The following is a 24,090-nucleotide window of genomic DNA, read 5'->3' on the forward strand; positions in this document are numbered from 1 at the left end:
GCATGACGAACACACCACCACCCGCAGAAGAAGACCGCTCCAGCCGATTCCACGGCGAGTACAAGGTTCCCGGCGGCAAATTGGTGGTGGCGGACCTCGACGTCGTGGACGGACGCCTGGCGGATGTGTCCGTGAGCGGTGACTTCTTCCTCGAACCGGACGAAGCGCTTCCGGAGATCAACAGGGCCCTCACCGGTCTGCCGGAAAGCACGACGGCGGCGGAACTGTCGGACGCGGTCACCGCCTCGCTGCCGCCGGACGCAGTCCTGTTCGGCTTTACGGCGGACGCCGTTGCGGTCACCGTCCGCCGTGCCCTGGCGCATGCCACGTCCTGGTCGGACCACCACTGGAACATCATCGCGCCTACGGTGCTGCCCACCCAAGTCAACGTTGCCCTGGACGAAGTCCTCACTGAAGAGGTGGGCGCGGGCCGGCGTAACCCCACCCTGCGCTTTTGGGACTGGGAAGAACCGTCCGTTGTCATCGGCAGCTTCCAGTCGGTCCGGAACGAACTGCACCCTGACGGCGTGGCCCGGCACGGCATCAGCGTGGTCCGACGGATCAGCGGCGGGGGAGCGATGTTTATGGAGGCCGGCAACTGCATTACGTACTCCCTCTACCTGCCCCAGACCCTCGTGGATGGAATCAGCTTCGCGGACTCGTACGCGTTCCTCGACGCCTGGGTGATGGCCGCGCTGGAGAAGCTCGGCATCAGCGCCTTCTACGTGCCCCTGAACGACATCGCCACGGACCAGGGCAAGATCGGCGGCGCCGCGCAAAAGCGCCTGGCCAACGGCGGCATGCTGCACCACGTCACCATGAGTTACGACATCGACGCCGACAAGATGGTGGAGGTTCTGCGTATCGGCAAGGAGAAGCTGTCGGACAAAGGCACCCGCAGCGCCAAGAAGCGCGTGGACCCGCTCCGCCGCCAGACCGGCCTGGCGCGCACCGAGATCATCGCGGCCATGATGGACGTCTTCACCGACCGCTACGCTGCCAGCCCGTCAGAACTCACAGCGGCCGAAATGGCTACCGCCCGCGAGCGGGTCGCCGCCAAGTTCGGCACCCACGAATGGCTGCACCGCGTCCCCTGAACCCGTCGATGGCGCTGATGCGGGGGCTGGCTGCGCAGGGGGCGTCCCTGCGCAGCCAGCCTGGGCTTCACTGCGCAGGGAGGTCCGGAACGACGACGGCCTGCGCGGTGAGCGCACGCAGCAGGTGGCTGCGCTGCTCCACGATAATCCTGCGCAGGGCCCCGGGTGCATCGGTGTTGGCATCCAGCCAGGCATCGGTACGCAGCACCACCGCGTGCTGCTCCGGCCCGGTGCCGTCCGCGGGCAGGTCCTGTGCATGCGGGTACAAACCTCGCACAATCCGGCTGGCGATCTCGATGCTCCGGCTATCCCAGACGTCGCGAAGGCATTCGAAGTACGGCTCCACGTAGGGGTCAAGCAGTGCCGGCGGGGCGGTGGTAAAGCCGGCGATGGTGGCGCTCAGGAGTTGGTTGGACAACTCCGTCCCGTGCACGGCCTCCTTCCACGCCGTTGCCTTGACTTCAGCATCCGGCCGGGCGGCGAGTGCGGTTGCGCGGCCGGCGCGGCCGGAGGCTGTGGTGTCCCGCTCCAACTCGGCGTCCAGCTCCGCCACGGAGGCCTGGCCGTGGGCCGCGAGCGCATGCCACAGGTTCCAGCGCAGCTCGGCGTCCACCGCCAGACCTTCGAGTACCACCGTGCCGTCCAGAATGCCCCGCAGGCGCGGCAGGAGGGCGGGATCGTGCCGGCTGACGTCCGCCACAGTCCGTGCCCAGGCCAGCTGGTGGTCGGAACCCGGAGCGGCCGTGCCAAGCCGCGCGTCGGCCGCTGCCAGAAAGGCACTGCGCGCGGCGTGGCGCCGCGTGGGCGGGGTGAAGCGTTCGACGGCGGTGGAGGCGTTGCCAAGGATGTTCAGCAAAACGCCGATTCCGGTTTCGGAGGGTCCGAACGCCGTGACCGCGTCCACGTAGCGGGTGGCGGGGCTTTCGCCGTCGCGGGCGGAGTTCCAGAGCGCGGTCCAGCACAGCGCCCGTGCCATCGGGTCCGTGAGACGGTCCAGGGATGCCAGAACGGTGGCCTCGGATGCAGGGTCCAGCCGGACCTTGGCGTATGTCAGGTCATCGTCGTTGAGGATCAGCAGTTCCGGCCGCCGTTGGCCGGCGAGCCCTGGTACTTCCGTCCGGCGGCCCACAACGTCGGTTTCGATGCTGCCCGTCCGGACCAGGGTGCCGCCGTCGTTCGTGTTGTACAGGCCCACACGAAGCCGGTGCGGCCTCAATTCCTCGCGTCCGGTGACGGGGTCCAGGGCATCCTGGACGATCGTCACGGAGCCAAGGATGCCGTCGTCGGCTGTGATGTCCAACGACAGCGTGGAAATGCCCGAGGTCTGAAGCCATTGCGCCGCCCAGCCCGCCAGATCCCGGCCGGAAGCGGCGCTCAGGGCGGCCAGCAGGTCAGCAAGGGTGGTGTTTCCGTAGGCATGGTCCTGGAAATACTGCCTCGAACCGGCGATGAACGCATCAAAGCCCACGTAAGCCACAAGCTGCTTGAGCGCTGAGGCGCCCTTGGCGTAGGTGATGCCGTCGAAGTTCTGCTTCGCGGCCTCAAGGTCGGGGATGTCCGCAACGATCGGGTGCGTGGTTGGCAGTTGGTCCTGGGCATAGGCCCAGCCCTTGCGCTTGTTCGCGAAGCTCACCCAGGCGGTCTCCCAGGCTGTGGCCCGGTCAACGCCCAACGTACCCATATAGTCGGCGAACGATTCCTTGAGCCACAGGTCGTCCCACCACTGCATGGTGACCAGGTCCCCGAACCACATATGGGCCATCTCGTGCATCAGGGTGTTCGCGCGTGCCTGGTACTGGGCGTCGGTGGCCCGCGACGTAAAGACGTAGCTTTCGGTGAAGGTGACAAGTCCGGGGTTTTCCATGGCGCCGAGGTTATATTCCGGCACAAACGCCTGGTCATATTTGCCCCACGGGTACGGGAAGCCGAACAGCCTGTTGAAGAAATCCAGTCCGCTCTTGGTCAGGCGGAAGAGCTCCGCGGCATCGAAGGAATCCGCCATGGATGCCCGGCAGTAAAGTGCCAGGGGAAGGTCCAGTTGCGTGCCGTCGTCGAGCACTGCGTTCCAATGGTCCCGTGCCTTGAAGTACGGGCCGGCCAGCACGGTGGTGATGTATGTGGACATCGGCTTGGTCGTGGCGAAGTCCCAGCGGCTGGTGTCCGGATTGCCGGTCAGCCGGGTGCGGGCTGACTCAGCGCCGTTGGAGGCAACCTCCCAGTGCGACGGCGCCGTCACATGGAACGTGAATTCGGCCTTCAGGTCGGGCTGCTCGAAGTTGGCGAACACGCGCCGCGCGTCGGCGGGCTCGTACTGTGTGTAGAGGTAGCACTGGCCGTCTGCCGGATCCACAAAGCGGTGCATGCCTTCACCGGAACGGCTGTAGAGGGCCGTGCCGGTGACCGTGACCTGGTTCTCCGCCTGGAGGTTATCGAGCCGGATGCGGGATCCGTCCGCAATGTCCGCCACCGGCAGTTCCTTGCCGTTGAGGATCACGCTGTGGACGTCATTGCAGATGAAGTCCAGGAAGGTCGATGCCGCCGGCCCGTGCCCGGGCCCCGCAGCCCCCTGCGCAACGGGCCCTGCAGCCGGCTGCGCGGCGGAGAAGTTGATGACGCTTCGGCTGGTATAGCCCGCGACGTCCGGATCTGCGGCCTGCCTCACGTCAAGGGAGACGTCATAGCTGTGGGTGGTGATCAGGGCTGAACGTTGCGCCGCCTCGCTGCGCTGCAGATTCTCATGTGACACCCGGCTATCTAATCACGACAGCCCGGCAGCGGATCAACGCCGGCCCGGGGCGGGGCGGATGGCTAGGCAGTGATCAGCAATGCGGCCGCCAGGCCCAGCAGCGCGATCAGCAGCCACGCGGCAAGCGCCGCCAGCAGGGCCCGCGCTCCGGTGTGCAGGAGGGTGCGGATCCGCACTGCCGATCCGAGTCCGAACAGTGCCGCGCCCAACAGCACGTCCTGGAGTCCGGCGCCTGCCTCAAGCCAGCCGGCGGAGAGCCAGCCTGTGGACCGCAGCCCCACCATGGCCACGAACCCGATCACGAAGAGAGGGACGACGGGCGGGAGTGCCTGCTGGTCCGCAGTGCTGCTGGCGCGGTGGTGCAGCCCGGCCACCGCCACAACCGGTGCCAGCAGGAGCACCCGTGTGAGTTTGACGACGACGGCGATCCCCAGTGCCGCTGTGCCTGCGGTCTGCGCCGTGGCCACCACCTGGCCGACATCATGCACGGAAGCGCCCGTCCAGGCACCGAATGCCTCCGGGCTAAGCTGCAGCGGATGCATCAGCAGCGGCAGCAGCCCGATCGCCAGCGTGCCGCATAGCGTCACGAGCGCCACAGGCAGGACGGTGTCCACATGCCGGATCCGTCGCACGGCCGCCATCGCGCCAATGGCTGATGCCCCGCAGATCGAAAAGCCCGTGGCCACCAGGAGCGCGGTCTCACGGGGCAGCCGGAACAGGCGCACCAGGAGGTAGGTGCCGGCGAAGCTCAGCAGCACCACCCCGGTGACCAAGACCATGGCCAGCCAGCCAAGGCCCACAATGTCCATGATGCTCACCTTGAGGCCCAGGAGGATGATGCCGCCGCGCATGAGGTGCTTGCCCGCGAAGTCCAGGCCCGGCCGTGCCCGACCCGCGATCCAGACTGCCGTGCCGGGCAGGTTCGCTGCGAGCAATCCCAGGGCCACCGCCACCGTCATGGCGGGAAGGACGGGCACTGCGGCGTGCAGGGCGAAGGCCACGGCGAGAGCGACGGCAGCTGTCACGAGGCCCGGGAGGAGCCTGTCTGCATTCGAGGGCAGCCAGGCCCATCGGCGCCTCCCGTTCCGGCCGTTTCCGGGGCTCCCTGCGTTAGTCTTTTCTGGCACTCACCTACCTTGCCGGATGCCGCGCGTATTCACCGAACCGGCCCGGGCCCCGCAACACGCCACAATGGATGGCGGTAATGAATTCGAAACAAAAAGATGGTTGGCTAAAGAACATGTCAGACCTTTTCCAGGATTACTCCGTGGCCGCCGGGCGCACCGGCGCCTACGACGAGATGTTCACCCCCGACCAGGAAGCCCGCGAGTCATATGCGGAGGTTGCGGACGCCCTCGGCAAGCTGTCCCTCGCCGACGTCAGCGCCCGGGCGGACTCGATGGCGCGGACGTTCTTGGACCGCGGCGTGACCTTTGACTTCGCGGGGGAGGAGCGCCCCTTCCCGCTCGACATCGTGCCGCGCGTTATTCCCGCCGACGAGTGGACCGTGCTGGAAAAAGGCGTGGCACAGCGCGTCCGGGCCCTTGAAGCCTTCCTCAACGACGTCTACGACAAAATGAACGTTGTGGCCGATGGCGTGATCCCGCGCCAGCTCGTCACCACCAGCGCACACTTCCACCGGCAGGTGCACGGTTTCGAACCGGCCGGCGGCGTCCGGGTGCACATTTCCGGCATCGACGTGGTCCGTGACGCCGCGGGGACGTTCCGTGTCCTGGAAGACAACGTGCGCGTGCCGTCCGGCGTCAGCTACGTCTTGGAGAACCGGCGCGCCATGGCCAAAGGCCTGCCGGAGGCCTTCGGACAGCAGCTCATCCGCCCGGTGGAAGAGTACCCGCGCCGGCTTCTGTCAGCTCTGCGCAAAACGGCCCCCGCCGGCGTCGACGATCCCACCGTGGTGGTTCTGACCCCCGGGGTCTTCAACAGCGCCTACTTTGAACACACCCTGCTGGCCGGCCTGATGGGCGTTGAGCTTGTGGAAGGGCGGGACCTCATCTGCCGCGGCAACCGCGTCTACATGCGCACCACGGCAGGCGAGCAGCGCGTGGACGTGATCTACAAACGGATCGACGACGAATTCCTTGACCCGCTGCAGTTCCGCTCGGACTCCATGCTCGGCTGCCCCGGGCTGGTCAACGCGGCACGCGCCGGCGGAGTAACCATCGCCAACGCCGTGGGCAACGGCGTTGCCGACGACAAACTCGTCTACAGCTATGTTCCTGACCTCATCCGTTACTACCTCAGCGAGGAACCCGTCATCGCGAACGTGGACACCTACCGCCTTGAGGAAAAGGAAGCCCGGGAGTACGTCCTGGACAACCTGGCCGAGCTTGTAGTCAAGCCTGTGGACGGCTCCGGCGGCAAAGGCCTTGTGATCGGTCCGGACGCCTCGAAGGATGAACTGGATGCCCTGCGCCAGCGGGTCATTGCCGATCCGCGCGGCTGGATCGCCCAGCCGGTCCTGCAGCTTTCCACCGTTCCCACCCTGGGCGGCGATAAGTTCGGCCCGCGGCACGTGGACCTGCGCCCCTTCGCCGTGAACGACGGCGACGACGTCTGGGTGCTGCCCGGCGGCCTGACCAGGGTTGCGTTGAAGGAAGGCTCGCTGATTGTGAATTCCAGCCAGGGCGGTGGCTCGAAGGACACCTGGGTCCTGGCAGGTTCACCCCAGGTGCCCGTGGAGACGGTTCCGCGGCCCTCGATTTCCATCCGCGAGCGGGTGTCGGTCTGGCCAGTGGAAAGCAACTGGCGCGACCGCCAGTCGGAGCAGCAGCAGTGAGCCGGGCTGTGGAACAGGCAGAATTGTTCACGGGTTCATCCCCTCAGATTTCAGACGTGCAGGAGGTCACCGCGAATGCTTAGCCGTATTGCTGAGTCCCTTTTTTGGATCGGACGCTATGTGGAGCGGGCCGACGGTACTGCACGCATCCTGGACGTGCACCTGGAACGGCTCAACCACCTGCCCATGGATGAGCGCCGCCGTGTGGCGCAGGAACTCCTCGCCGTTATGGGTGCCCGTCCGCAGAGCGAGGAGTTCGGCCTGCCTGAACTCCTGCACGCCCTGGCGTACGACAAGACCAGTGCCACCTCCATCGCCGGATCGTTGGGGGCCGCGCGTGAGAACGCCCGCCGTGCCCGCGAAACGGTGTCCTCGGGCCTCTGGGAAAGCCTCAACACCACCTACTACGGGCTCAGCCAGCACCGCAAGGACGTGGTGGGCACCTACCGGTTCTGCAACTGGACGCTGGAGCGGACAGCCATGGTCAGCGGCCTGGCCGACACCACCGTGAGCCACGACGAAAGCTGGCTGTTCCTGGTGCTTGGCCGCTCCCTGGAGCGCGCCGACATGACCGCCCGGATGCTCTCCACCCGGGATGTCCTGTCCGCAGGCATGTCCTGGGTCAACATGCTGCGCTGCGCCGGCGCCTATGAGTCGTTCCTGCGGACCCGGCGCGCCGCCTTCGGGGACCAGCACGCCGCCGAGTTCCTCCTCCTGGACCGGCTGTTCCCGCGGTCAATCGTCTACGCACTGCGGGACGCCGACGAGTGCCTCGCGAAGCTGGATCCGTCCGCGCAGCGCGTGGGATTCATCAACGATGCCCGCAGGATCGTGGGCCAGGCCCGCACGTTCCTCGAGTTCCACCGTACAGACGATCTGATGTCCGAACTTCCCGAGCACATGGAACGCGTGCAGAAGGCTGTGGCCCAGGCCTCGGACGCCATTTCCCGTAAATACTTCAATCAGGCGGACGAACTGGCCTGGGTGGGAGAAGTTTCATGACCCGGCTGAACATCATCCACACCACGGCCTACAAGTACAACAAGCGCGTCACGCTGTCGTACAACGAAGCCCGGATGACCCCGCTGACGGATGCCCAGCAGGTGGTCCTCGAATCGGTGCTCAAGGTCTCGCCGTCACAGGCGGCCGTGAGCAACTACCGGGATTACTGGGGAACCAGGGTGACCGCCTTTGATATGCAGATGCCGCACGAGCACCTAGAGGTCGTCTCCAACATCACGGTTGAAGTGCACCGTGCCGAGAAGATTCCGGCCGACGCAGACATCGTTGGCTGGGACGTGCTGTCCTCCCAGGACACGCTGAACACCTTCAGCGACTGGCTGCCGCAGTCGCAGCTCAGCGGCCCGGGCGCTGAGGTGCTCGGAATCATTCCCGGCGTGGTTGCGGGCAAGAACCCCCACGAGGCTGCCATCGCCATCTTTGAGTGGATGCGCGGCGAGATGACGTACATGTCGGGTTCCACAGCTGTCACCACCAATGCTGAGGAAGCCTGGGGCCAGCGGCAGGGCGTCTGCCAGGACCTCGCGCATCTTGCCATCGGTGCGCTGCGCAGCTGCGGCATCCCCGCCAGGTATGTCTCCGGTTACCTGCACCCGCGGTCGACGGCGGACATCGGCGAGACAGTCGCCGGCCAGTCGCATGCATGGCTGGAGTTCTGGGACGGCGCCTGGCGCAGCTGGGACCCCACCAACCACAAACCCGCCGGCGACTTCCATGTCACTGTGGCCAGGGGCCGTGACTACCGCGACGTCCCGCCGCTGAAAGGCATCCTGTCCGGCGGCGGGGGATCCGCGTTGAGCGTCAGCGTGGAAATCACCCGGCTTGTGTAAGCCGGGTGTCCACGGCTGTCACTCGGGGGAGGCTTTGGCGGCCCCGCTCAGCTGAGTCCACCACGTCATCGGGGCGGTCACCTTGAACCGCCGCCCCGTCAGGGAGTCAGGGCTCACCCTGATGAAGCTGTCCTTCTTGCCGGCCTGCCAGGGGAAGAGGAAGAGGGCAGCAGTATCCAGGACACCCTCTGTGCCCTTGATTTCCTTTGCCTGCCCTTTGAGCACCACGCTCCAGGCCAGGCCGCTGACGGCGTCCACGCCGTCAGCTTCAACAGCCACCGGAGATTCTCCGGTGGCTGCGGAAAGCTTGGTCCCCTGGCCGGTACGGAAGACGATGCTTCCGCCGTCCACGGTGTAGTTGATGGGGAAGATGTCTGGATGGCCGTCCACGAGGACGGCGAGCCGGCCCACGGAGACGGTCCGGAGGAGTTCCCAGCACTCGTGGTGCTCCAGGTTGTGTACTTCGGTAATTGATTCGCTGCTCATGACGCCGAGCCTACGCTGTGCCGCGCCGGTCAGCACAGTGCCCTTCGACTTACCAGGGGCTGGGCTTGTAATCCTTGAGGAAGACCCCGTACTGGTCCTCGCCGTTCTCGCCCATGACGATCGGATCGTAGACCCTGGCGGCACCGTCCACCAGGTCCAGGGGCGCATGGAAGCCCTCGTCCATCAGGCGGACCTTGGTAAAGTGGGGGCGTTCATCGGTGATCCAGCCCGTGTCAACGGCCGTCATCAGGATCCCGTCAGCGTCCAGCATTTCCTGCGCGCTGGTCCGCGTCATCATATTCAGCGCCGCCTTGGCCATATTGGTGTGGGGGTGGCCCGGCCCCTTGTACGCGCGCGAGAACTGGCCTTCCATGGCGGAGACGTTCACGATGTATTTCCGGTGGGCCGTAGAGCGCTTCATCGCATCGCGGAGCCTGCTGACCAGCAGGAAGGGTGCCGTCACGTTGCAGAGCTGAACCTCGAGCATCTCCAGGGGATCCACCTCGTCCACTACCTGGGTCCAGCTGTTGATGGTGGCAAGATCCGGAACCAGCCCGCCGGCGTCGATAGCTGTTCCTGAGGCGATTCGCTCCAGGGAGGCCGAACCGGTGGAGAGCGCCAGGGACGTGATGGCGTCGCCCGCCAGTACGGGATGGTCAGTGACTGTGCTGGCAAGGGCCAGCGGGTGCTTGTCGTGGGCGTGGCCGAACGTCAGCAGCTCCGGGCCGCCGTTGGCGGGCTCCAGTTCGGGCGGCAGTGCCTCGTCCTCAGCGTCAACCAGCGGCTTGTAGGCGTTGCCGGAGCGGCGGACGGTCTGGGCGGCGTTGTTGATGATGATGTCCAGCGGGCCGGCGGCGTTCAAGGAATCCGTCAGGGCCATGACCTGGGACGGGTCGCGAAGGTCGATGCCCACAATGCGGAGCCGGTGAAGCCACTCGCCGCTGTCTTCCATGGCGGCGAACCGGCGCGCGGCATCCTTGGGGAACCTGGTGGTGATGGTGGTGTGGGCGCCGTCCCGGAGCAGGCGGAGGGCAATGTACATGCCGATCTTCGCCCGGCCGCCGGTGAGCAGCGCCCGCCGGCCCGTAAGGTCCGTGCGGGCGTCCCGCTTGCTGTGGCTGAAGGCGGCACATTCAGGGCAGAGCTGGTGATAGAACGCATCCACCTGGGTGTAGTGCCGTTTGCAGATATAGCAGGGCCGGGACCGGATGAGGTGCCCGGCGATCTTGCCTGTGGCAGAGGTAGCCAGTTTGTTGCCGCGCGTCTCGTCGTCGATACGGTCCGGCGCGGCCGTTGCCGTCTGCGCGATTACTGCCCGGTCTGCTTCCGAGATCAGGTCCCGCTTGGTCACACGGCGGTGACGCTTCACGGCCTTGAACATTTTCCCGGTGGCACGGCGCACCGAAACATAGTCCGGATGTTCCTCGTCGTAGACGTGGATGGTGTTCAGAACCTTGAGGCAGGCCTGAATTTCCTCAGGTGTCAGATCGGGGGAGCTCATTGTACCGATTTTACAGCCTGGGACGTCGAAGCCTGACCGTGCCGCGTGGGGCCGCGGCCGGTCAGGCCGGCGGGCTAGCCGTCCTAGGAACGGTTACCCGGAGCGGACTGAACGCCGGCGTCAGCGTGGACGGCGCCGGCCTGCTCCATTGATTCGCGTATTTCGGGGTAGTTGGCCGTGGCGGCCTTCACCGCGTCAGGCACCAGGTGGAGATTCTTTGCGGACAATGCCCGCTCCTCGGTCCCCGGTTCCGGGACCTTCTGGCCCTTGGAAAGCACCGTGATGCCGGACTCGGTGACCTTGAACCCCCGGGCCCGGTCCAGTTCATGGTCCAGCCCGATCGCGGCTCCTGCCGGGATCTTGACGTTCTTGTCGATGATGGCACGGTTGACTACGGCGCCCTCGCCGACGATCACTTTGTCCATCAGGACGGAGTCCACGACCCGGCTGCCGGTGCCCACAAACACATCGTTGGACAGGACAGAGCCCTCCACAACGCCGCCGGAGACGACCACGCCGTTGGACACGATGGAATCCAATGCTGTACCTACAGTGTCCTTTTCCCCGCGCACAAACTTGGCCGGCGGCGAGATGCTCTGCCTGGTGTAGATAGGCCACTCGGAGTTGTAGAGGTTGAAGACCGGCAACGGGGAGATGAGGTCGATGTGTGCGTCGTAGAACGAATCGATGGTGCCGACATCGCGCCAGTAGGTACGGTCACGTTCGGTGGAACCAGGGATGTCATTGAGCGTGAAGTCGTAAACTCCGGCCTCGCCCTGGCTGACGAAGTAGGGGATGATGTCCCCGCCCATGTCGTGCTTGGTATCAAGGCGTTCGGCGTCAACGTGCAGGGCTTCCACCAGGGCGTCGGCATCGAAGACGTAGTTGCCCATGGAAGCCAGGAACTGGCTGGGATCGGCTGCAAGGCCGGGCGTGGTGGCGGGCTTCTCCACGAATGCCGCAATCTTCTGCGCATCGTTCTGGTCCACTTCGATCACACCGAACTGATTGGCCATGTTCAGCGGCTGGCGCACGGCGGCCACGGTGGCTTTGGCCCCGCTCTGCACGTGCTGTTCCACCATTTGGGCGAAGTCCATGCGGTAGACGTGGTCCGCGCCAACAACGACGACGATGTCGGGGTTGGCGTCGTGGATCAGGTTCAAGGACTGATAGATGGCGTTTGCGCTGCCCAGGAACCAGCTCTTCCCCACGCGCTGCTGCGCGGGCACGGAAGCGACGTAGTTGCCGAGCTGCGTGGACATCCGCCACGCTTCGGAAATATGCCGGTCAAGGCTGTGGGATTTATATTGCGTCAGGACCACGATCTGCAAATAACGCGAATTCACCAGGTTGGAAATCGCAAAATCGATCAGGCGGTAACTGCCGGCAAAGGGCACAGCAGGCTTGGCCCGGTCTGCCGTCAGTGGCATAAGCCGGTTTCCCTCGCCGCCTGCAAGGACAATGGCCAGGACTTTTTTGTTCAACGGCATAGTGGTCGCTCCTGTACGCCTTCGTAACTCCCCAAAACAGTCCGGCATGCCCGGACTCCTTCACACTAGAACAGATACTGCGGAAGGACTACCTTGGGTAACGTGCGAATAGATATTGTGACTAAAGAATTCCCGCCGGAGATTTACGGTGGCGCCGGAGTCCACGTGGCCGAGTTGAGCAGGGTGCTTAGTAAGCATGTTGACCTGCAGGTTCGCGCTTTCGGGGCGCCCCGCGACGCTGACTACCACGGTGCCGGGGTGACCTCCTACGCCGTGCCAGAGGATCTGGGTTCGGCCAACGCGGCCGTCCAGACACTGGGTGTCGATCTGCGGATCGTGCCGGACATCGAGGGAGCCGATCTGGTCCACTCCCACACCTGGTACGCGAACATGGCGGGGCATCTGGCGTCACTGCTGCACGGCATCCCGCACGTGCTCAGCGCGCACAGCCTGGAGCCGCTGCGGCCGTGGAAGGCCGAGCAGCTCGGCGGCGGCTATGCCCTGTCCTCCTGGGTGGAGAAGACCGCCTATGAGGCAGCGGCGGCCATTATCGCCGTCTCGGAGGGCATGCGCCAGGACATCCTGCGCAGCTACCCGGACGTTGACCCTGCCAAAGTCAAGGTGGTCCACAACGGCATCGACGTCGGGCTCTGGCAGCGCGACGAATCCGAAGACGGCGTACGTGCGCTCGGAATCGACCCGCAGAAGCCGAGCGTGGTCTTTGTTGGCCGCAACACCCGCCAGAAGGGGGTCCCGTACCTGCTGCGGGCCGCCGCCAAGCTGCCCGCCGACGTTCAGCTGGTTCTCTGCCTGGGCGCAGCGGATACCCCCGAGCTCGCTGCCGAAACGGCGCGGCTCATCGAGGAGCTGCAGCAACAGCGCACCGGCGTCATCCTCATCGAGCGGATGCTGCCACGCAACGAACTCATCCAGGTCCTGAGCCACGCAACGGCGTTCGCGTGCCCGTCGATCTATGAGCCGCTCGGCATTGTGAACCTCGAAGCCATGGCCTGCGGTGCTGCCGTGGTTGCCAGCGCCACCGGCGGCATCCCGGAGGTGGTCCAGCACGGTGAAACCGGCCTGCTGGTTGACCTCGAGCAGGTCACCGACGGTACCGGCACGCCGCTGGATCCGGAGAAGTTTGTCACCGAGTTCGCTGCGGCCCTGACCGAGGTGGTGTCCGATCCTGCGCGGGCGCGTGCCATGGGGGAGGCAGGCCGCCGGCGTGCCGAGGAGCACTTCTCGTGGGAGTCCATCACGGAAACAACCCTGGAGGTCTACCGCTCGGTGCTCTGACGCCGGGTCGGTGACAAACCAGTTAACGTACGACGGCGCCGCTCCCCACACAAGGGGAGCGGCGCCGTCGTACGCGCTTAAGTCATGTTGTAGCGGTCAGTGCTGCGTGGTGCGCAGGGCGGCCGCCGCACGTGCCAGCAACACCTTCTCGTCGACGGGGGCGTTGCCACTGGCCCGCTGTCCCCTGACGTAGGCCCGGGCCTCGTCCTGCCGGGTCTTTTCGGCGCCCGTGGAGATCGCAGACCGCACGTGCTCATCGCCGTACCCGAAAGCGTCAACGAGGTCCAGGGCGTGTGGCCGGATTTTGACCAGGAGACGGTTGATGTAGTCACCCACGGTTCGGGCCCGCTGCATGGAGAGCCGGCCGTTCATGAGGTACCAGGCGAGGTTCTTTTCGATCAGCGACAAACCGAACAGGTCGCGGAGCCACGTGAGCACCATCTTTGTGCCCGGATCCCTGACTTCTGCCAGGGCTTCCGTAAAGGCCTCCCACTGAAGGAGTTCCGCGTGTGCCTGGGCTGCGTCGATCAACTCGTTCTGGTGCTGGTTGAACAGGGCGGCGCCCTTCTCAAGGGGCAGCCTGTTGGCGCCCTTCAAAGCGGCCCCAACGTCCGCCACCATTGTCTGGACGCGGTCCGTCAGGAGCTCTCGCTGGCCTTCCGCGTCGCGGAGGGCAATGGCTGCCTTCTGAACGGATCCGGTATCGGCCACAAACTGCGCCACCTGCCGGAGCCCCGTGCGGTGGATCGCCGCGCCCGTTGCCTGTGCCACGACATAGCGGGCCAGCACGCCGAAATCCACGTTCCTGAATTCCTTGGCGTAGTCAGCCAGGAGGCGCTTGGCCACGAGCTGCAGCAGCACCGTGTTGTCACCCTCAAACGTGACGTACACATCCAGGTCTGCCCGCAGGGACGCGAAGCGGTTTTCGATCAGGAAGCCTGCCCCGCCGCAGGCCTCGCGGCATTCCTGCAGGGTATCGAGCGCATGCCAGGTGCTGAGCGGCTTGAGCGCGGCCGCGAGAGTCTCGAGGTCCTGGCGGTCTTCATCCGTGTCGTGCGCCCCGGAGAAGACGTCGTCGAACTTCCGGAGCAGCTTCTCATGGGCGAAGCCCGCGGCGTAGGTGGTTGCCAGGCGCGTGAAGAGGCGGCGCTGGTGCCGCTGGTAGTCCAGGAGGACTTCTTCATCCGTGTGGGAGGACGCGTTGAACTGGCGCCGCTCGGTGGCGTAACGGATGGCGGCGGTCAGGGCTATCTTCGATGCTGCAACGGCCGCTCCATCCAGGGACACGCGGCCTTGGACGAGGGTGCCCAGCATGGTGAAGAAGCGGCGGCCCGGGCTGGCGATGGAGGATGTGTAGGTGCCATCGGCTGCCACGTCGCCGTAGCGGTTCAGGAGGTTCGTCCGCGGGATGCGGACATGGTTGAAGTGCAGCCGGCCATTGTCGATACCGTTGAGGCCGCCCTTGACGCCGTCGTCCTCGCCGCCGATGCCCGGCAGGAAGGCCTTGGTCAGCGGATCCCGGAGGTCCACGTAGAACGCGTGTACGCCATGGTTGACACCTTTGGTCACAAGCTGGGCGAACACCACCGCGCCCAGTCCGTCGATCGCGGCGTTCCCGATGTAATCCTTCCATGCCGCCCGGAACGGTGTGTGGATCACAAATTCCCGGGATTCGACGTCGTACGTGGCGGTGGTGGCGATGCTGGCAACATCGGAGCCATGGCCGGTCTCGGTCATGGCGAAGCAGCCGGGGATGTCCAGGTTCATGATGCCCGGCAGCCACTTGGCGTGGTGTTCGGCCGTGCCCAGGTGCATCACGGCCGAGCCGAAGAGGCCCCACTGGACCCCGGCCTTGATCTGCAGCGACGGGTCCGCTGTGACCAGCTCCTCGAAACCTGCCACGTTCCCGCCGTGGTCATCGGCGCCGCCCAGTGCCGCAGGGAAGGCACGGTGCACGGCACCGTGCTCCACGAGGAACCTGAGCTGCCCGAACGTCCGCTTGCGGTGCTCAGTGTGCGTCAGGCCCTCTGTCTTGAACAGTGCAGGGTCACCCGCCAAAGCGCGCGCGTGCAGGCGGGATTCGGCCCACTTGCCTAGGAGCTGTTTGCCAAGGGCGGCGACGTCGACGGCGGGCTTCCCGGCCGGCCGCGGAGTGCCCGGGGCTGCGGCAGCTGCTTTGATTCCCGCGTCCTGGCCGCCTGGCCGGTCCACTACTTCAGTCATGTCAATGTCCTTCGTTGGTTCTGACAGTTGTTTCTGAAAGCTCAGGTGTTTGTGAAAGTTCAGGCGCGATTCCCACGCAGAGCCAGGAAGTGATTTGCTGCGCCATGGCTTCCTGGTCCGGTTTGGCTGGCGAGTCCGCAGTGCTGAGCCACTGTTCCCCGGCATTCCGGACCAGTCCGATGGCAGCGGTGGGCCAGTAGCCGATGACCGCCTCCCGTCCGTCGCCCAGATGCGTCCGCATCGGAGCGGCGATCATCTCGGCGATGGAGTCAAAAAAGTGCCCCAGGGCTCCAGAAATTGCGGCCGACCCGTGCCGGCCGTCCGCGTCCACGGGCGCATAGCGGGTGACGAAGCTGTAGACATTGGGGCTCGTTTCTGCCATCTGGAGGTAGGCAGAAATCATCGCCAGAAGGCCCTCCCTCGGTGTCTGTGCACTCTGGGCGGCCTCGCGGATCTTGCGCTGCATCTGGCTGAGGACAACTTCCCCCACCGCCTGCTGGAGGCCTGCTTTGTCACCGAAATAGCGGTAAAACACAGACTTCGATGTTCCGGCCGCGGCAGCAATCTCCTCCATGGAGGCGTCGCTGCCCAGCGCATGGACAGCACGCCGTGCGGATTTGATGAGCTCCCGACGGCGTTCTTCCCGGTGGGATTGCCAGCGGGCTGAGCGGCCGTCGGCACTGGCGCCGTCAGCCGGCGTCGGGAGTTCAGGGGGGAGGTTGTTCACGATACCCAGCGTATCAGGTACGCTGGGTATCGGTAACCGTCGCAGATCAGAGGAGACACCCATGTCCGTCAACGGACAGTCCGCAACCGGACCCCAGGAATCCACCAGCCCCTCGGTATCGGGGGCAGGGCGGCCAACCCGCCAGGCCGTGATCGTGGGCGGTAACAGGATTCCTTTCGCCCGGTCGGGCGGGGCCTACACCAAGTCCTCCAACCAGGACATGCTGACGGCTGCGCTGGACGGCCTGATTGCCAGGTTCGGGCTCCAGGATGAGCGGATCGGCGAGGTGGCCGCCGGTGCGGTGCTGAAGCACTCCCGCGATTTCAACCTCACCCGCGAAGCAGTCCTGGGTTCAGCGCTGTCAGCGGAGACCCCCGCCTACGACCTCCAGCAGGCATGCGCCACGGGACTGGAGACGGTCCTTGGCCTGGCCAACAAGATCAAGCTGGGCCAGATCGAGTCAGCCATCGCCGGTGGCGTGGACTCGGCCTCGGATGCCCCCATTGCTGTCAGCGAAGGCCTGCGCGGGGTCCTCCTGGACCTCAGCCGCGCCAAGACCCTGCCACAGCGCCTGCAGGTACTCAGCCGGCTGCGGCCCAAGGACCTCGCCCCGGACGCCCCCAGTACCGGCGAACCCAGGACGGGCCTGTCCATGGGGGAGCACCAGGCCCTCACCACGGCCCAGTGGAACATTTCGCGCGAGGCGCAGGATGAACTCGCCTTCAACAGCCACCGCAACCTGGCCGCCGCCTACGACGCAGGATTCTTTGACGACCTCCTCACGCCCTACCGGGGGCTGGCGAAGGACTCGAACCTTCGGCCGGACACCACGCTGGAGAAGCTGGCAACCCTCAAGCCTGTCTTCGGCAAGAACCTGGGCGCTGAAGCAACCATGACCGCGGGGAACTCCACTCCTCTGACCGACGGGGCATCCACTGTCCTGCTTGCATCTGCGGAATGGGCCCAAGCACACGATCTGCCGATGCTCGCAACTGTGGTGGATGGTGAAGCCGCCGCCGTGGACTTCGTCCACGGCAAAGACGGCCTGCTGATGGCGCCGGCCTTCGCCGTCCCGCGGCTGCTTGCCCGCAACGGACTGACCCTGGACGACTTCGACTTCTTTGAGATCCACGAAGCTTTCGCCGGGACTGTCCTGAGCACTTTGGCCGCATGGGAAGACGAGGAATTCGGCCGCACCCGGCTTGGCCTGGACGGAGCCTTCGGCAGCATCGACAGGGCCAGGCTCAACGTCAACGGCTCATCCCTGGCAGCGGGCCATCCGTTTGCCGCGACCGGCGGGCGCATCGTCGCCTCCCTGGCCAAGATGCTGCAGGAGAAGGGCACGGTGAACGGAAGGCCCGCACGAGGCCTTATTTCCATCTGCGCCGCCGGCGGCCAGGGCGTCGTCGCAATTCTCGAAGCCGCGTAGGAGCATCGGATGACAGACACATACACCCGCCTGGTCAGCCAAGGCGTGGGCAAAGATCTCGCGAAGCGGCTGGGGCTTCCCCAGCCGGCGGTGTTGCGCCGCTACACACCGGGCCAGCCTTTGGTAACCGGCCCCGTCCTGGTGCAAGGCAACACCGCAGGCGCGGATGAACTGGCCGCAACGCTGCTGTCCTGGAACCTGGACGTGCGCCGCCATGCCGTGCCCCGCGAAAAACTCGGGGCCATCATCCTGGTCCTGGAGGCCCTGGCCACCCCGGAAGACCTCGAAAAGCCCGTACTCTCCGCCGCTTCGTCGCTGTGTGATCTTGCCCCCGGCGCCCGGTTTGTCACCATCTCCCGTCCTGCCGCAGGAGCCACCAGTCCGGCGATGGCGGCGGCACGGCAAGGGGTGGACGGTTTTGTGCGGTCCTTGGCCAAGGAACTGCGTGCCGGCGCGACGGCCAACGGCGTCCTCCTGGCCGACGCCGTCGGGACCACGAGTCCAAGTGCCTTGGCGGCCCTGCAATTCTTCCTGTCAGGCCGGTCGGCATTCGTGGACGGCCAGTTCCTGACGGTCAGCACAGGGGACGGCACACTGCCGGACGATACTGAGAAGCCACTGGCCGGCAAGGTGGCTGTAGTCACCGGCGCGGCGAGGGGCATCGGCGCGGCCATCGCCAGGACCCTTCACCGGGACGGGGCCACACTGGTCCTGGTTGACATCCCGGCGGCGGGGGATCACCTGGCGGCAGTGGCCAACGACGTACACGGCACTGCCCTGCAGCTGGACATCAGCCGGGAGGATGCGGGCCAGCGAATCCTTGAGCATGCGGTGCAGCGCCACGGGCACCTGGACATCCTGGTTCACAACGCCGGCATCACGCGGGACAAGCTCCTGGCCAACATGGACCACGCGCGCTGGAACTCAGTGCTCAACATCAACATCGCGGCGCAGCTCAGGATCAATGACGCTTTATTGGCCTCGGACCGCTTCCGCAATGCACCGCGGATCGTGTCGGTTGCCTCCACGAGCGGGATCGCCGGCAACCGCGGCCAGACGAACTATGCCGCATCCAAGGGCGGCGTTATGGGGATGGTGAGGGCTACGGCACCCCTGCTGGCGGAGCGGGGAGGAACCATCAACGCGGTGGCGCCGGGCTTCATCGAAACCGAGATGACGGCGCGGATCCCCTTTGCCGTCCGGGAAGTGGGCCGGCGGCTCAATGCCCTGCAGCAAGGGGGCCTGCCGACCGACGTGGCCGAGGCGATCGCGTTCCTTGCCAGTGATGCTGCGGGCGGCATCAACGGGAACATCCTGCGTGTCTGTGGACAGAACCTGGTGGGAGCGTGAGTGCTGCACAGCCGGTCATCCTGGGAGAGATGCCCGCGCTGTCCAAGCTCTACGTCAATGCGGCCGCCCAGGCGGCACGCCGCCGCGTGCTGGGAACCCACACTGCTTCAGTCCTGCCAACCACCGGACACGAAGTAAGAGGCGTCAGGGCCGACGTCGGTAATCTCACCGCGTACCAGCACCTTATTGGCCTGACTGCCCGGGACACCCTTCCCGCCGGTTACCTCCACGCGCTTTCGTTTCCACTGGCCATCAGCGTGATGAACCGCGACGATTTCCCATTGCCTTTGCTGGGCATGATCCACCTGAGCAACTATGTTGAGCAGCGTGCCCCGGTACTTTTCACGGAACTCCTGGACATCGAAGCCCGGGTGGAGAACCTCCGGGGCCACCGGGCGGGGACGCAGCTCGACGTGGTTGCCGAGGTCCGTGGCGGGGGGACCGCGGACGTCCGCTGGACCGGCCGTTCCACCTACCTGGCGAAGGGGGTTTTCCTGCCGGGGATCGATAAACCCTCACCCAACAACAGCAACGGACAGGCCGGTTTCACGCCCCCGGACCCGACTGCGGTGTGGCAGCTGGGCGTGGACACGGGACGTGCATACGCTGCGGTGTCAGGTGACTTCAACCCGATCCACCTGAGTGTGCTTTCGGCCAAGGCGCTGGGGATGCGCCGCTCCATCGCCCACGGGATGTACCTGGCGTCCAGGGCGCTGGCGGACGTCGGACCGGTGAAGGGCGAAGCATTCACGTGGGCGGTGACCTTTGAGGCCCCGGTATTCCTGCCGGGCCGGGTAGCGCTGGAATTCACTGATCAAACGCCGGGTGAAGGCTGGCAGCGCTCGGACTTTGTAGCGTGGAACCCGCGTTCCGGCCGAAGACACTTCAGCGGCTCGGTGACACCGCTCTAGGCCGCCGGGCGCACAGCCCGGAGAATGCGGTGGAGGCTCAGGAGGATGGACTCCGACGCCGTGACGGCGGCATCTTCCTGGTCCCGCTGCGACGTGGCAGCCATGCAGGCCTCCACGGCTGACTCCGCCGCAGCGTACAGGCGCTTTTGCTCAGCCGTGTCCTCCCCATGGAACGAGGCCAGCAGCTCTCCGGCAGCGTTCATGGCGGCTGCCAGCGGCGCGCTGTCCTGGAACGGAACCGTATACGGCACGTCCTCTGACCAGATGACGTCCGAAAGGACTTCGGTCATGTCCTGGATGTGGAAGGTCACCCGCTCAAGATCGCGCAGATTCCGGTAGTCGAGGTCCACGTCCCGCGGATGGAGCCGCCGGCGGGGGTTGGCGCGACGGCTTGCGTCCGCCTCCTGGACAAGGTGGCGGACAGTCCTGGCTGCTTCCGACAGTTCGTCCGAGCGGCGGGACCAGTCCTCGTGCTCTGGCGGCCACTTTTCCGTCAGCGCTGCCCCCATGTCAGTCAGCTGCTTTCCCAGTGCCAGCCGTAGCTCGCCCAGGCTGTCGGCGGCCGCACTAAAGTGCAGGGGCGGGAAGATCAGGAAGTTGACGGCGATTCCGACGGCGACTCCCGCGCCCATCTGGATAAGGTACCCAAACGAAAAGTCGTCCGCGTTGCTTCCTCCCACCAGCAGGACCAGAAGCGCCGCCGTCGGAATCCAATCACTGCCTGAACCGATCCTGGGCAGTCCGCCGAGCAGGATTCCCAGCCCCATGAAGACCGCGACGGACACCGGTGAGGGATCACTGATGCTGACGAGCGCAAACGCGAGGCCGATACCAATGGCGAGGCCTACCAGTGCCTGGAACCCCTGCCGGACGGATCCTGCCACGTTGTGGTACATCGAGACCAGGGCGCCCAGCGGCGCGTAGTACGGATACTCTGCCGCCGGCCCTGGCATGAGGGGCGCTATGGCAAAGGCCAGCCCGGCCGCGAGGGCCGCCTTGGCCGCCAGCAGCAGGCGCTGGAGCGTGAAGGCGGCGGCGACACCGGACACGGCGTTCTTTAGCAGAAGGGAGCCCTTGGCGCGCGGGGGCCCTGACTGTGTGTGAGTGTCACCCATCCCGCCCACGTTAGGTGCAGCCCGGGGCTAGGACAAGCCGGCGCCGGCCCGCCGGACCTCCGCTGCGAGCCTGTGCGCCCTGCCGGGCGTCCGGCCGTCCTCCGCCCGCTGCGGGATATAGCCAAAACTGAGGGCATAGGCAGGATCGGCGAAACCGAGGGCCGCGTTTGCCCCTTCGTGGCCGAACGCACGGTGGCTGCCGAAATTCCGCGATGGGTGAGGCTTCATAAACACGACGGCAAAGGCGTTGTCCAGGCCGGAGCTGCGGTCCAGGCCCCACACCTGTTCCTGGGACATCTGATCGATCGTTTCCGGTGTGAGGAAAGCGTCCAGGCCGTCCACGCCCGTTGTCGCCGCGGCATACAGCCGCGCCAGCCCCTCAGCGGTCCCCACGCCGCCGGCGGCGCTCATCCCGGCGGCACGCACGGCCCGCCGGTTGGGAAGCTCCATGATGGAACCCACCGCCGCATTCCCGTTAAGCCCGCCCAGGCTCAGCGGATCAAGCCACGGCTGGCCGGGATCGACGTCGTACAGCACATCCCGGTACCGAAATTCGAGTTCCGCCGGCAGGCCCAGGAAGAAGTCAACGCCGTAAACCGCGCGGATGCGGAGGTCAAAGAGGCTCTGCAGGCTGGTTCCGGTGACCCGCCGGCAGAGTTCCTCCATCACGATTCCGATAGTGAGGGCGTGGTACCCGAAGCAGCTCCCGGGGCGCCATAACGGCCGCGCCGCGGCGAGGCGCGCGGCCGCCTCGGGCGTGGTGAACTCGTCGAGGGCAAAGCCGCCCTCGACGCCCATCAGCCCGGCTTGGTGGGACAGCGCCTCCCGGACCAGGAGCCGGTCCTTGCCGTGGGCACCGAATTCGGGCCAGTAGCTGGCCACCGGCCGGTCGAGGTCCAGGAGTCCCTCCTGAACAAGCAGGGACATGACCAGGCCTGCAGCTCCTTTGGAGACCGAGTAGGCGCCTGTGATGGATGCCGCCGCGATGTGCGGGCCTCCATGAAGGTCCAGCACTTTCACGCCGTGCCGGTAGGCCGCCACTTGCGCACTGTACTGGGGATCGGCTGCGAGGAAGGCCTCGAACAAATCGGTGACGGCTTCGAATCCGGGCGCGGCCAGGCCATGACTTTTCTGCATGGAGAGAGCTTAGCCCGTCAGAAAGCGCTTTCCGCTGCCGTGTCCGCTCCGTGTCCCCGAGCAACTTCTTCGCCGGGACGGACAGGGCCCGGGGGAGTGCCATTGCCGAACGGCCTGCCGCCCAGCGAGTCCCGCCCATGGGGCTCTAGCCAGCCCGAGAGGTCCGGCCCCTGCGGCACAATCCCGGTCGGATTAATGTCCTCATGAACAATGTAGTAATGCTGCTTGATCTGCACAAAGTCGATCGTGTCGCCGAAGCCCGGGGTCTGGAACAGGTCGCGTGCGTACCCCCAAAGGGCTGGCATCTCAGTGAGCTTCTGCCGGTTGCATTTGAAGTGTCCGTGATAAACGGCGTCGAACCGCGCCAACGTTGTAAACAGCCGGACATCAGCCTCGGTGATGGTGTCGCCAACGAGGTACCGCTGGCCGGAGAGACGTTCCTCGAGCCAGTCCAGTGCGGTCCACAGCCGGGTGTAGGCGGAGTTATACGCCTCCTGGGAGCCGGCAAACCCGCACCGGTAGACGCCGTTGTTGATCTCGGTAAACACGCGCTTGTTGACAGCATCAATTTCCTGCCGCAGGTGTTCGGGATACAGGTCGGGAGCGCCGGGCCGGTGGAAGTCCACCCATTCGGTGGCAAAGTCCAACGTGATTTGGGGAAAGTTGTTGGTGACCACGGCGCCGCTGGGTAGATCCACGATGGCTGGAACCGTGATGCCGCGCGGGTAGTCCGGGAAGCGCTTGAAGTAGGCGCTCTGAATGCGTTCGATGCCCAGGACCGGATCCACACCCCCGGGATCCAGGTCGAAGGTCCAGGAGCGGGCGTCGTGGGTGGGGCCAGGCTGGCCGAGCGAGATGGCGTCCTCGAGTCCCAGAAGCCGGCGCACAATAACGGTTCGGTTCGCCCACGGGCACGCGCGCGCTGCAATCAGCCGGTAACGGCCGGATTCGACTGGCCACCCGGGCTCGCCGTTATCGCCCGGGTGTCCGTCACGGGTGATGCGGTCCTCGATGTAGTTGGTGTCCCTGTTGAACTCAGCTCCGCCGGTGACGTAGGCGCCCTTGGTACTGTGCGCATTGTTTAGCCCGGAGTTGCCGTCCGCGCTGTTAATTGTTTGTGTGGTCGCGGCAGGCTGGCTGCCGGTTGGATCCTGGCTCATGCGAACAAGCCTAGGCTCCCGCAGCCAGAGTTGCAGAGATCGGCTGCCACGCCACCACCCAGCAACCGGCAACAACTGCGATAAACAGCGCTATCCATATCACGGACGGGACAGCCGTGGCGCGGTAAAGGATGTACGCGTCGGAACTGGCCAGCCTGTCCCGTCGCCGCAGATGGACGTTGGCGAGCTTGGCAAGGTCCCTGACGGCTGCAACCAGCAGGGCCACGCCGAGACTGATGGCCACGTGGCCGGTGAAGTGGTCAGGAACAAAAAGGACCAGCACTGCTCCGGCTGCGATGGCAGCGACTGTGATGAAGATCCCGGCGAAGTTCCTGATGAAGAGGAGCGATGCTGCCAGGATGAGTGTTCCGGTAGCCAGTGCTGCCGGACCCCAGCCACCAAATCCGGAGCTGACCAGCGCGGCCCCCGTCAGAGCCGGAACCGGGTATCCCCAGAATCCTGACCAAACGGCCGCAAGCCGGCCACGGCTGAAACTGGTTGTGGTGCCGGAATGGTCCAGCCTCAACGTGATCCCGCTCAGCCGTTGACCGCTTGTGACGGCGGCGAAAGCGTGGCCCAGTTCGTGGGTGGCGGTGGCCAGAAGTCCGAAGTACTTCCACGTGGCCCGGGGAATGGAGAAGGCTGTTGCAAGGGCCAGAACCACGCCCAGTTCAATCAGCGTGACGTGGGGGATGGCTGTCCTGCTGAAAACCTCCGCGATCCGGTTCCACAGTTGCTCGGAAATCACATTCATTCCCCGCCGGACAGGGAGTAG

At 65.6% G+C, this 24,090-nt stretch carries 19 protein-coding genes; 8 read left to right on the top strand and 11 right to left on the bottom strand.

The window, feature by feature from the left end; translation table 11 throughout:
• Positions 1–2 precede the first annotated feature (2 nt).
• Positions 3–1,097 carry a biotin/lipoate A/B protein ligase family protein gene (locus IDT60_RS09310; protein ID WP_191081684.1) on the top strand — a complete coding sequence of 365 codons (1,095 nt, stop codon included), beginning with the start codon at positions 3–5 and terminating at the stop codon, positions 1,095–1,097.
• Positions 1,098–1,164: 67 nt separating this feature from the next.
• On the opposite strand, the gene pepN is transcribed toward IDT60_RS09310, so the two are convergent.
• Together pepN and IDT60_RS09320 are read right to left on the bottom strand one after the other, a co-directional pair.
• The gene (gene pepN / locus IDT60_RS09315) at positions 1,165–3,843 is read right to left on the bottom strand and encodes an aminopeptidase N (RefSeq protein ID WP_191081685.1); all 2,679 of its coding nucleotides are present in this window, start codon (positions 3,841–3,843) and stop codon (positions 1,165–1,167) included.
• Between the two features lie 62 nt (positions 3,844–3,905).
• On the bottom strand, positions 3,906–4,868 hold the full coding sequence (locus tag IDT60_RS09320) for a YeiH family protein (RefSeq protein WP_255527084.1): 963 nt from the start codon (positions 4,866–4,868) through the stop codon (positions 3,906–3,908).
• Positions 4,869–5,083: 215 nt separating this feature from the next.
• Here IDT60_RS09320 and IDT60_RS09325 point away from each other — a divergent pair, with 215 nt between their 5' ends.
• The 3 genes from IDT60_RS09325 to IDT60_RS09335 all read left to right on the top strand — a co-directional run bounded on the left by IDT60_RS09325 (position 5,084) and on the right by IDT60_RS09335 (position 8,490).
• Positions 5,084–6,640, top strand: coding sequence for a circularly permuted type 2 ATP-grasp protein (locus IDT60_RS09325; protein WP_191081686.1), 1,557 nt, complete (start codon positions 5,084–5,086; stop codon positions 6,638–6,640).
• Between the two features lie 75 nt (positions 6,641–6,715).
• Positions 6,716–7,642, top strand: a complete 927-nt coding sequence (locus IDT60_RS09330; protein WP_164199804.1) for an alpha-E domain-containing protein — start codon at positions 6,716–6,718, stop codon at positions 7,640–7,642.
• Positions 7,639–8,490 (top strand): transglutaminase family protein, encoded by an 852-nt coding sequence (locus IDT60_RS09335; RefSeq protein WP_164199803.1) that lies wholly within the window; start codon positions 7,639–7,641, stop codon positions 8,488–8,490. The genes IDT60_RS09330 and IDT60_RS09335 overlap by 4 nt, the downstream gene beginning before the upstream one ends.
• An 18-nt stretch (positions 8,491–8,508) precedes the next feature.
• Here the strand turns inward: IDT60_RS09335 and IDT60_RS09340 are convergent, their stop codons facing one another.
• The 3 genes from IDT60_RS09340 to glgC form a co-directional block, all read right to left on the bottom strand.
• Positions 8,509–8,976, bottom strand: a complete 468-nt coding sequence (locus IDT60_RS09340; RefSeq protein WP_164199801.1) for a pyridoxamine 5'-phosphate oxidase family protein — start codon at positions 8,974–8,976, stop codon at positions 8,509–8,511.
• Between the two features lie 49 nt (positions 8,977–9,025).
• Positions 9,026–10,477, bottom strand: coding sequence for an SDR family NAD(P)-dependent oxidoreductase (locus IDT60_RS09345; protein WP_191081687.1), 1,452 nt, complete (start codon positions 10,475–10,477; stop codon positions 9,026–9,028).
• An 83-nt stretch (positions 10,478–10,560) separates the two neighbouring features.
• Positions 10,561–11,967, bottom strand: a complete 1,407-nt coding sequence (gene glgC, locus IDT60_RS09350) for a glucose-1-phosphate adenylyltransferase (RefSeq protein WP_191081688.1) — start codon at positions 11,965–11,967, stop codon at positions 10,561–10,563.
• Positions 11,968–12,069: 102 nt separating this feature from the next.
• Between glgC and glgA the strand changes: the two genes are divergently transcribed.
• On the top strand, positions 12,070–13,263 hold the full coding sequence (gene glgA, locus IDT60_RS09355; RefSeq protein WP_164199795.1) for a glycogen synthase: 1,194 nt from the start codon (positions 12,070–12,072) through the stop codon (positions 13,261–13,263).
• Positions 13,264–13,359: 96 nt separating this feature from the next.
• Here glgA and IDT60_RS09360 read toward each other — a convergent pair whose 3' ends face one another.
• A complete protein-coding gene (locus tag IDT60_RS09360; protein ID WP_191081690.1) occupies positions 13,360–15,486 on the bottom strand; it encodes an acyl-CoA dehydrogenase in 2,127 nt (708 codons plus the stop codon).
• A 1-nt stretch (position 15,487) separates the two neighbouring features.
• Complete coding sequence (locus tag IDT60_RS09365; protein WP_164199791.1) at positions 15,488–16,276, bottom strand: TetR/AcrR family transcriptional regulator; 789 nt, start codon at positions 16,274–16,276, stop codon at positions 15,488–15,490.
• Between IDT60_RS09365 and IDT60_RS09370 the strand changes: the two genes are divergently transcribed.
• From IDT60_RS09370 to IDT60_RS09380, 3 genes are read left to right on the top strand one after another with little or no spacing between them, the layout of a single operon-like run.
• Positions 16,275–17,642 (top strand): acetyl-CoA C-acetyltransferase, encoded by a 1,368-nt coding sequence (locus IDT60_RS09370; protein WP_191081691.1) that lies wholly within the window; start codon positions 16,275–16,277, stop codon positions 17,640–17,642. The two genes, IDT60_RS09365 and IDT60_RS09370, sit on opposite strands and share 2 nt — an antisense overlap.
• Before the next feature lie 9 nt (positions 17,643–17,651).
• On the top strand, positions 17,652–18,992 hold the full coding sequence (locus IDT60_RS09375) for a 3-oxoacyl-ACP reductase (protein WP_191081692.1): 1,341 nt from the start codon (positions 17,652–17,654) through the stop codon (positions 18,990–18,992).
• A complete protein-coding gene (locus IDT60_RS09380) occupies positions 18,989–19,903 on the top strand; it encodes a MaoC/PaaZ C-terminal domain-containing protein (protein WP_191081693.1) in 915 nt (304 codons plus the stop codon). The genes IDT60_RS09375 and IDT60_RS09380 overlap by 4 nt, the downstream gene beginning before the upstream one ends.
• Here the strand turns inward: IDT60_RS09380 and IDT60_RS09385 are convergent.
• From IDT60_RS09385 to IDT60_RS09400, 4 genes are all read right to left on the bottom strand, one after another.
• Positions 19,900–20,952, bottom strand: coding sequence for an aromatic acid exporter family protein (locus IDT60_RS09385; protein WP_223883963.1), 1,053 nt, complete (start codon positions 20,950–20,952; stop codon positions 19,900–19,902). The genes IDT60_RS09380 and IDT60_RS09385 overlap by 4 nt on opposite strands.
• 93 nt (positions 20,953–21,045) lie before the next feature.
• Positions 21,046–22,155 (bottom strand): serine hydrolase domain-containing protein, encoded by a 1,110-nt coding sequence (locus IDT60_RS09390; protein WP_191081695.1) that lies wholly within the window; start codon positions 22,153–22,155, stop codon positions 21,046–21,048.
• Between the two features lie 17 nt (positions 22,156–22,172).
• On the bottom strand, positions 22,173–23,315 hold the full coding sequence (locus IDT60_RS09395; protein WP_191081696.1) for a glutathione S-transferase family protein: 1,143 nt from the start codon (positions 23,313–23,315) through the stop codon (positions 22,173–22,175).
• A 10-nt stretch (positions 23,316–23,325) separates the two neighbouring features.
• Entirely contained in the window at positions 23,326–24,069 is a 744-nt protein-coding gene (locus tag IDT60_RS09400; RefSeq protein WP_191081697.1) for a M50 family metallopeptidase, read from the bottom strand.
• Positions 24,070–24,090 lie beyond the last annotated feature (21 nt).

The sequence above is a fragment of the Pseudarthrobacter sp. BIM B-2242 genome (genome assembly GCF_014764445.1).
In the GTDB taxonomy this organism is placed as follows: domain Bacteria; phylum Actinomycetota; class Actinomycetes; order Actinomycetales; family Micrococcaceae; genus Arthrobacter; species Arthrobacter luteus_A.

Bases quoted from the DNA above. Each gene is read 5' to 3' on its own strand.
- IDT60_RS09310 (WP_191081684.1), top strand. From the start codon at position 3: ATGACGAACACACCACCACCCGCAGAAGAAGACCGCTCCAGCCGATTC.
- IDT60_RS09325 (WP_191081686.1), top strand. From the start codon at position 5,084: ATGTCAGACCTTTTCCAGGATTACTCCGTGGCCGCCGGGCGCACCGGC.
- IDT60_RS09330 (WP_164199804.1), top strand. From the start codon at position 6,716: ATGCTTAGCCGTATTGCTGAGTCCCTTTTTTGGATCGGACGCTATGTG.
- IDT60_RS09335 (WP_164199803.1), top strand. From the start codon at position 7,639: ATGACCCGGCTGAACATCATCCACACCACGGCCTACAAGTACAACAAG.
- IDT60_RS09340 (WP_164199801.1), bottom strand. From the start codon at position 8,976: ATGAGCAGCGAATCAATTACCGAAGTACACAACCTGGAGCACCACGAG.
- IDT60_RS09345 (WP_191081687.1), bottom strand. From the start codon at position 10,477: ATGAGCTCCCCCGATCTGACACCTGAGGAAATTCAGGCCTGCCTCAAG.
- glgC (WP_191081688.1), bottom strand. From the start codon at position 11,967: ATGCCGTTGAACAAAAAAGTCCTGGCCATTGTCCTTGCAGGCGGCGAG.
- IDT60_RS09360 (WP_191081690.1), bottom strand. From the start codon at position 15,486: ATGACTGAAGTAGTGGACCGGCCAGGCGGCCAGGACGCGGGAATCAAA.
- IDT60_RS09370 (WP_191081691.1), top strand. From the start codon at position 16,275: ATGTCCGTCAACGGACAGTCCGCAACCGGACCCCAGGAATCCACCAGC.
- IDT60_RS09365 (WP_164199791.1), bottom strand. From the start codon at position 16,276: ATGGGTGTCTCCTCTGATCTGCGACGGTTACCGATACCCAGCGTACCT.
- IDT60_RS09375 (WP_191081692.1), top strand. From the start codon at position 17,652: ATGACAGACACATACACCCGCCTGGTCAGCCAAGGCGTGGGCAAAGAT.
- IDT60_RS09390 (WP_191081695.1), bottom strand. From the start codon at position 22,155: ATGCAGAAAAGTCATGGCCTGGCCGCGCCCGGATTCGAAGCCGTCACC.
- IDT60_RS09395 (WP_191081696.1), bottom strand. From the start codon at position 23,315: ATGAGCCAGGATCCAACCGGCAGCCAGCCTGCCGCGACCACACAAACA.
- IDT60_RS09400 (WP_191081697.1), bottom strand. From the start codon at position 24,069: ATGAATGTGATTTCCGAGCAACTGTGGAACCGGATCGCGGAGGTTTTC.